This window comes from Enterovibrio norvegicus DSM 15893 (genome assembly GCF_900115495.1).
Taxonomy (GTDB): domain Bacteria; phylum Pseudomonadota; class Gammaproteobacteria; order Enterobacterales; family Vibrionaceae; genus Enterovibrio; species Enterovibrio norvegicus.
Genome location: NZ_FOWR01000066.1, coordinates 8,866 through 15,666 on the forward strand (window position 1 = coordinate 8,866; position 6,801 = coordinate 15,666).

Annotated in this window: 6 protein-coding genes; 1 reads left to right on the top strand and 5 read right to left on the bottom strand. The window is 45.8% G+C overall.

Annotation, left to right across the window (positions count from 1 at the left end; genetic code table 11):
• Window positions 1-1,685: calcium-binding protein (locus BM082_RS25020; RefSeq protein WP_244276081.1), on the bottom strand; the 1,685-nt coding region annotated here is incomplete at its 3' end.
• Window positions 1,686-2,317: 632 nt separating this feature from the next.
• Between BM082_RS25020 and BM082_RS23595 the strand changes: the two genes are divergently transcribed.
• The gene (locus BM082_RS23595) at window positions 2,318-3,271 is read left to right on the top strand and encodes a LysR substrate-binding domain-containing protein (protein WP_017010397.1); all 954 of its coding nucleotides are present in this window, start codon (window positions 2,318-2,320) and stop codon (window positions 3,269-3,271) included.
• 67 nt (window positions 3,272-3,338) lie between these two features.
• Here the strand turns inward: BM082_RS23595 and BM082_RS23600 are convergent, their stop codons facing one another.
• From BM082_RS23600 to BM082_RS23615, 4 genes are all read right to left on the bottom strand, one after another.
• Window positions 3,339-4,121, bottom strand: coding sequence for an MBL fold metallo-hydrolase (locus BM082_RS23600; protein ID WP_017010398.1), 783 nt, complete (start codon window positions 4,119-4,121; stop codon window positions 3,339-3,341).
• Window positions 4,122-4,136: 15 nt separating this feature from the next.
• On the bottom strand, window positions 4,137-4,778 hold the full coding sequence (locus tag BM082_RS23605; protein WP_074928859.1) for a glutathione S-transferase: 642 nt from the start codon (window positions 4,776-4,778) through the stop codon (window positions 4,137-4,139).
• A gap of 64 nt (window positions 4,779-4,842) precedes the next feature.
• Complete coding sequence (locus BM082_RS23610; RefSeq protein WP_017014875.1) at window positions 4,843-5,544, bottom strand: cupin domain-containing protein; 702 nt, start codon at window positions 5,542-5,544, stop codon at window positions 4,843-4,845.
• Between the two features lie 244 nt (window positions 5,545-5,788).
• Window positions 5,789-6,801, bottom strand: a 1,013-nt coding sequence (locus BM082_RS23615) for a transketolase-like TK C-terminal-containing protein (protein WP_280138449.1), incomplete at its 5' end; no start/stop codon positions are given.

Consider the following 6,801-nt stretch of genomic DNA (forward strand, 5'->3'; position numbering starts at 1 on the left):
TTGCCGTTACCACCGTCGATGCGGTCGTTACCCCATTCACCGTAGAGTTTGTCGTTGCCATCGCCAGATTGAAGCAGGTCGTTTCCGTGGCCACCCACCAGTAAGTCGTCACCGGAATCGCCGACTAAGTGGTCGTCACCGTTGTTACCGTAGAGTCGGTCGTTACCTGCGCCGCCGTCGACATAGTCATTGCCGTCACCGCCGGAAAGGCCATCGTGGCCGTCATTGCCGTAAACGTGGTCATTTCCTGTACCGCCGTCAATGCCGTCATTGCCCGCACCGCCTGAAAGGACATCATTGCCGTCTTGGCCGTAGATAACGTCATTTCCGGCGTCGCCTTTGACGTTATCATTACCTTTACCGGCTTCAATATAGTCATTGCCGTCGCCTGCTTCGATGATGTCGTTGCCATCCTGACCATATATGGTGTCATTCCCTGCGCCGCCGTAAGCTTTATCATTTCCGGCGCCAGAGACGATGTAGTCGTTGCCTTTATTACCGTAAAGCTCATCATCACCATTTTCACCGAACAGGGCGTCACCGATGCTATCGTTACCAGCGTAGAGCTTGTCGTTACCTTCTCCGCCCCACAGGTGGTCAAAACCTGTACCGGCATACACACGGTCATTGCCGTTGCCGCCAAGTACGTGGTCGTTACCGGCCCCACCGTCGACAACGTCATCACCGTCGCCGCCGTCAACCCGATCGATGCCGTTGCCCCCGTTGATATGGTCATTCCCGGCTCCGCCGAATAATTTGTCGTTGCCATTCTGACCATCAATAGTGTCGTTGCCATCTTCGCCATAAACGGTATCGTTTCCATCACCTGCGGTGATGACATCATTGCCGCCAATAACGGCATCAGCTTGCGATAATGTCATGTCATAGCGTGAATAATTATCTCGAAGGTCCTGGGATACTTTGGCACCAGCATCGCCGAATATTATGTCGTCGCCATCACCGCCTTTAAGTGTGTCGTTGCCCGCGTCGCCAAACAATGTATCGGCGCCAGTACCTCCGTCTAAGGTGTCTGCGCCATCCCCGGCACCGATAATATCGTCACCAGCATCACCGCTGAGGGCATCCTTGCCATTTTGTCCGTGAAGACGATCATTGCCATTCCCGCCTTTCAGCGTGTCATCACCTTCACCACCCCAAAGTGAATCATTGTCTTCACCGCCATTAATAACGTCGGAACCGTTTCCGCCCCAAAGTGTGTCTTTACCGGCGTCACCATTGAGGGTGTCATTGCCCTCTTGTCCAAAGATAACATCGTTACCTTTACCACCATTTGCAAGGTCATCATCGTCACCAGCTCTTATGATGTCATTACCATCATCGCCATTTAAAACATCGTTGCCCTCATTGCCATAAAGGAAGTCGTTACCCGTTCCTCCATGAAGGGTGTCATTACCAAGACCACCTTCTATGCGGTCATCTCCAGAGTCTCCAAACAACTCGTCATCTTTGAAACCACCACGAACCCAGTCATTACCGGCACCACCATGGACTTCATCGGTATCATCACCACCAATCACGGTGTCGTCGCCGTCACCACCATATATAAAATCTGTATCACCATCTCCTCGAATGATGTCGTTACCACCGTTACCATAAATTATATCTACGCCGGCAGTGCCAATAATAGTGTCGTCAGATTCAGTCCCATTGATTATGTTACTCATGAAAATTCCTTTTATATGACGTTAAGTTTTAATGTTTCTATTGGTAAGTTTTTTGGGTGTACTGTCAAAGCCATGTTAGTGGTATTTCTTTTTATTTACTCTTCTTTTTGGTTTCAATTTTGAGATGGATTTTATTAACTTTATTAATGATTAAATGATCATGAAAAAAGCATTAAAAATGTGTTTTTTTATGTTTATAAATTAAGATGTCTTTATGGGTTTACAAATAAAAATGTATTTAATCTTTTGTTTTTATTGCATTATGTTCGTTTGATATGTTTTTCAATCAAGGTGAGGCATGGTTTTGGATGGCTTTTATCCTATAAAAGTATTAGGTTTTTTATGGCTTCTATCTTATTTATTTAAATCGGATTATGGTGGATGTGACTATTTTTTTAAATATAAGTGTTTCCGAATATAGAGCATTAGAGTATTAGGTTTGCTTAATGTTTGTTTTGGATTTTATGTGTGTGAGTTTGGATATTTTATGCTAGGTTTTTTGATATGGTTTTGAAATCATCGATATTTTCAAATCTAATTTTTTTTGAAAAGTGGTAATGTTTAGGTTACCTGAGTATATAACTATACTAAATGTACATTCATACAGCAGTAGTGAAAAGGATACAGGTTAGATGATGGACGCATCTAAAAAGCGATTTAGAACATCAAAAATGAACAGAATTGCCCATCTTAATGGAATCAGGGCGTTTGAGGCTGCAGCAAGGCATTATAGTTTTGCGGGTGCAGCGCAAGAGCTTAACGTCACTCCCGCCGCGGTTGGCCAACAAGTTAGGCAACTTGAGGAATGGCTGAATGTCCGATTATTTAACCGAGCGACATCGGGTTCATCCCGTCTAACACTGACGGAAGAAGGTGAGCGAGCGTTCCCTGATATTCACCGTGGCTTTGATTTGATTGGGCGTGGGCTAAATCATCTCTTTGATGAACCCGAGGAAGACTTGATCACTGTGTCTGCTAGCCCTTCTATTGCATCAAAATGGTTGTTATCAAGGATCAATGAATATCAAACGCAGCATGACGACATTGATATCTTGGTAGAAACGAACGTGTCGTTGGTGGATTACGCAGAGCATGGGATTGATGTTGGGATACGTTATGGGCTTGGTCAGTGGGAAGGGATGTGTGCGCAGCATTTGATGTTCGAAGAGATATTCCCCGTTTGTTCGCCCGAGTTTGCAGAAAAATACGGTCTTGGCGATATGCCTCCTCATCTATTGAGTGATATTCCTCTACTTCATGACCATTCGGTACCATCAAGTAGTGGTTACCCGTCTTGGCAAGAATGGTCCGATTGCGTCGATGTTGAGCTTCCTAAAAGACTGCATGGCTTGAAAATCAACGATTTCGCAAGTGTGACTGAGCTAGCGCGTAAGGGAAATGGTCTCGCCTTGGGCAGAAGCAGATTGATTGAAGATGAGCTTAAATCAGGGGAGTTAATTTGCCCTTTCGATATGAAAAAACATCAATATCGTTCACGATTTTGTTATTTCATTGTTTGGAAGCTCAATGGGGAGCAGAGTGACCAGGTTGATGATTTTAGGCATTGGTTGCTATCTTCAACGTGAATGCATTGTGCTGATTACGTACGTTGAGAAAAGGGGACTCACAATGTGTGAGTCCCTTTTTCTTATTTTAGCTGTTGCCTGGTAAGCGAAAGGTAAGATTGAAAGGGATGGCGACATTCAAGAGTCTTGGTTCCTTGAGTGACTTATCTCTTCGATCTCGCGTAAATACATACTCGCTTAGAGAGGTGTTTTGACTGAGCATGACATTCCTACGTTTTTGCCAATCCAATTTTACACGTGTGGTTGGTGCCGTACCTAATGGCGGATAATCATGGCAAAGGTAAACGTACGTTTCTCTAGGTAACTGATAAAGCTTTTTTATTGAATGAAACAATGCGGTTGCACTTCCGCCTGGAAAGTCAGCCCTTGACGTTCCTTTATCAGGGGCGAAGAGTGTGTCACCGACAAAGGCATGGTTATCAATTTTATATGTGATGCAAGCTGGTGTATGCCCCGGTGTTTCTATGACTTCAATGACCTTTGAACCAAATGGAATCTTAGAATGACCATCGACAAAAAAATCAAAGTTCGCCACGTTTTTCAGGTTTAGCTTGGTTTTCCATTGACTGAATACCTCTTTTATCTTCTCGCTTATGACCGTTTTGGCCCCTGTGACATTTTTAATATACTGGGACGCAGATAGATGATCAGCGTGAATATGTGTCTCTAGCACAAAGCGTAAATCCAGTCCTTTCCGTTTGATATAGTCCAACACAGAATCAACATGTGTGTACGTAATATTGCCATCTTTATAGTCGAGAACAGGGTCTACAATGAGTGCGAACCCACTGTCTGAAACAACATAAGTGAGTGAGCCTGTCTCTACATGAAAAAAAGGTTGTACTTTCATGTTCTCACTCCTTAGTTAGTTTGCCGAGAAACAGTCTCTTTGAGACATGGTTTCGCGCCATGCAATGAGATGTGTCAATTCGCTAGGAATCTGAAGACCTGCAAATTCGGCAAACGCCAGCCCGTAAAACAAGGTGATATCAGCCATAGAAAACGTATTAGCAGCGACGTATAAGTTGTTTTCTAATAGCTTGTTAAAATAGGCAAACCCGGCGAGAGCACGTTGTTTCTGATGGTTGCCCCATTCCGAACATTGGTAGGTTTCTAGAGCGGGACCTAAGCCGTCGGTGGCGTGGTGAAAATAGGTTGCTACCGCATCCATAACCATCGACTCGGCTCTGCGCTGCATCATGTGGATCACGCCACGTTCTATCGGTGTTGTACCTGTGAGCGACGGTCCATCAAAAAGTGCATCAATATATTCAGTAATGGCTGTAGATTCGGAGAGGTATTCCCCCTCTAACGTACGAAGCACGGGCACAGTGCCTGTGGGGTTCTTGGCATAGAATTCCTCTGAACGATGCTCAAGATTCATCACATCAACTTCTATAAATGCCACCTGATTAAGCGCATTTTTCTCTGCCAGTGCAGCGCGAATACGTGCAGGGTTAGGGAAGCCTGTGGTTTCATAGAGGGTAATTGTATTTTCTGAGGACATGACTTTTCCTTATCCGAGTCTTCTCGGTCGTTATGTTGTTAATCCAATATGATTTTTTGGGAGACTAGACGCGTACTTCGCCTGACCCTATTTTTTGATAAACCACAGCGCCCAATGTCGTGGAGACGGTTATTGTGGTACCTGCTGGAAAACGCATCCAAGAGTGGTGTTCGTAACTAACGTCGTTAATGATTGCGGTGCCTGACAACACGAAGAATTCCGTTACTTCGTCATGTTTGATGACGGTCGAGGTATAGCCAGCTTTAAACTGATTTAACGTCGTGTTCTCGATGTCTGATTGCCACAGTTGAAGTTGAAAATGCTTATCTTCAACGGCTTTCCAGTCTGCTTCATGAGTATTGAGGTAGAAGTAATCAGGCTCGTTAGATGGCACTTGGGAAAGCTTCACGAAAATTTCGCAGCCTTCTTTGGTGAAGGGGGCATGGGTTGAACCAACAGGGTTACGCACATACCAGCCTTTGGTGAAATCACCATTGTGGTCAGAAAAGGTGCCATCAAGAACGATGTACTCTTCTCCCCCTGGGTGGCTGTGAGGTTTAAATGAACTGCCTTCGGCGTAGCGAACACAGGACGTTGCTCGTCTTGCGATTTCATCACCACGGCGTTCAAACATCATGCGCTTCACGCCTACCATAGGGGTATCTGAAAAAGGCAATGACCCCCCTGAAACGGCAATTGGAACAGCCAGATCCACATTCCATTCGATGTATTCTTGGCTCGCAGTTTTTGTATCTGTGGTTGTCATTTCGCAACTCCTTAGCGTTGATTTGTAGCCAGTTTAAGGAGAGTAAATTCTGAGCACGAGGCACAAAAATTATGAGGGTGAGATAGTTTTGGTATGTCGATGGGTGAGGGTGAAGGTAATTGCCTGTATTTACGAGTAAAGTATTCCTTTTCCACGTTCGAGGCGTGAACTGTAGGCAATAAAAAACCCGCTTTTTAGCGGGTTTTTAACATTAAAAACGTGTTGTTATTGAGGGAGAAGAGGCTTATTCAACCAACTCTTTTGCCGTTTCAACCACGTTTTCTACGGTGAAACCGAACATCTTGAACAGCTCACCCGCGGGTGCAGATTCGCCGAAGGTATGCATACCGATGATACGGCCGTCGAAACCGACGTACTTGTACCAGAAGTCAACAATACCCGCTTCAATCGCAACGCGTGCAGTCACGTCTGAAGGAAGCACTGATTCACGGTACGCCGCGTCTTGCTTGTCGTATACGTCTGTGGCTGGCATAGACACGACGCGCACTTGTTTGCCTTCAGCAGACAATTGCGCCGCAGCTTCAACCGCTAGTTCAACTTCAGAGCCCGTTGCAATTAGAATAAGTTCTGGCTGGCCAACGCAGTCTTTCAGGATGTAACCACCCTTAGCAATGTTCGCCACTTGCTCGGCATCACGTGCTTGTTGTGCCAAGTTCTGACGCGAGAAGATCAGCGATGTTGGGCCATCTTTACGCTCGATAGCCAGTTTCCACGCAACCGCAGATTCTACTTGGTCACACGGACGCCATGTGCTCATGTTTGGTGTCAGACGCAGTGATGAAATCTGCTCAACAGGTTGGTGTGTTGGGCCATCTTCACCCAAACCGATTGAATCATGGGTATACACTTGGATGTTCTGAATTTTCATCAGTGCAGCCATACGCATTGCGTTACGCGCGTATTCCATGAACATCAGGAAGGTCGCGCCGTAAGGAACAAAACCACCGTGCAGCGCGATACCGTTGATGATTGCCGTCATCGCAAACTCACGCACACCGTAGTGGATGTAGTTGCCTGATGCATCGTCAGCCGTTACCGCTTTCGAACCCGACCACATGGTCAAGTTTGACGGTGCTAGGTCAGCAGAGCCGCCCATGAATTCAGGGAGCATCGCGCCAAACGCTTCAAGTGCATTTTGTGATGCTTTGCGCGATGCAATGTTTGCAGGGTTAGCTTGAAGATCAGCAATGATTGCGTTTGCTTTTTCTTCCCACTCAGCAGGAAGGCCACCGCTTA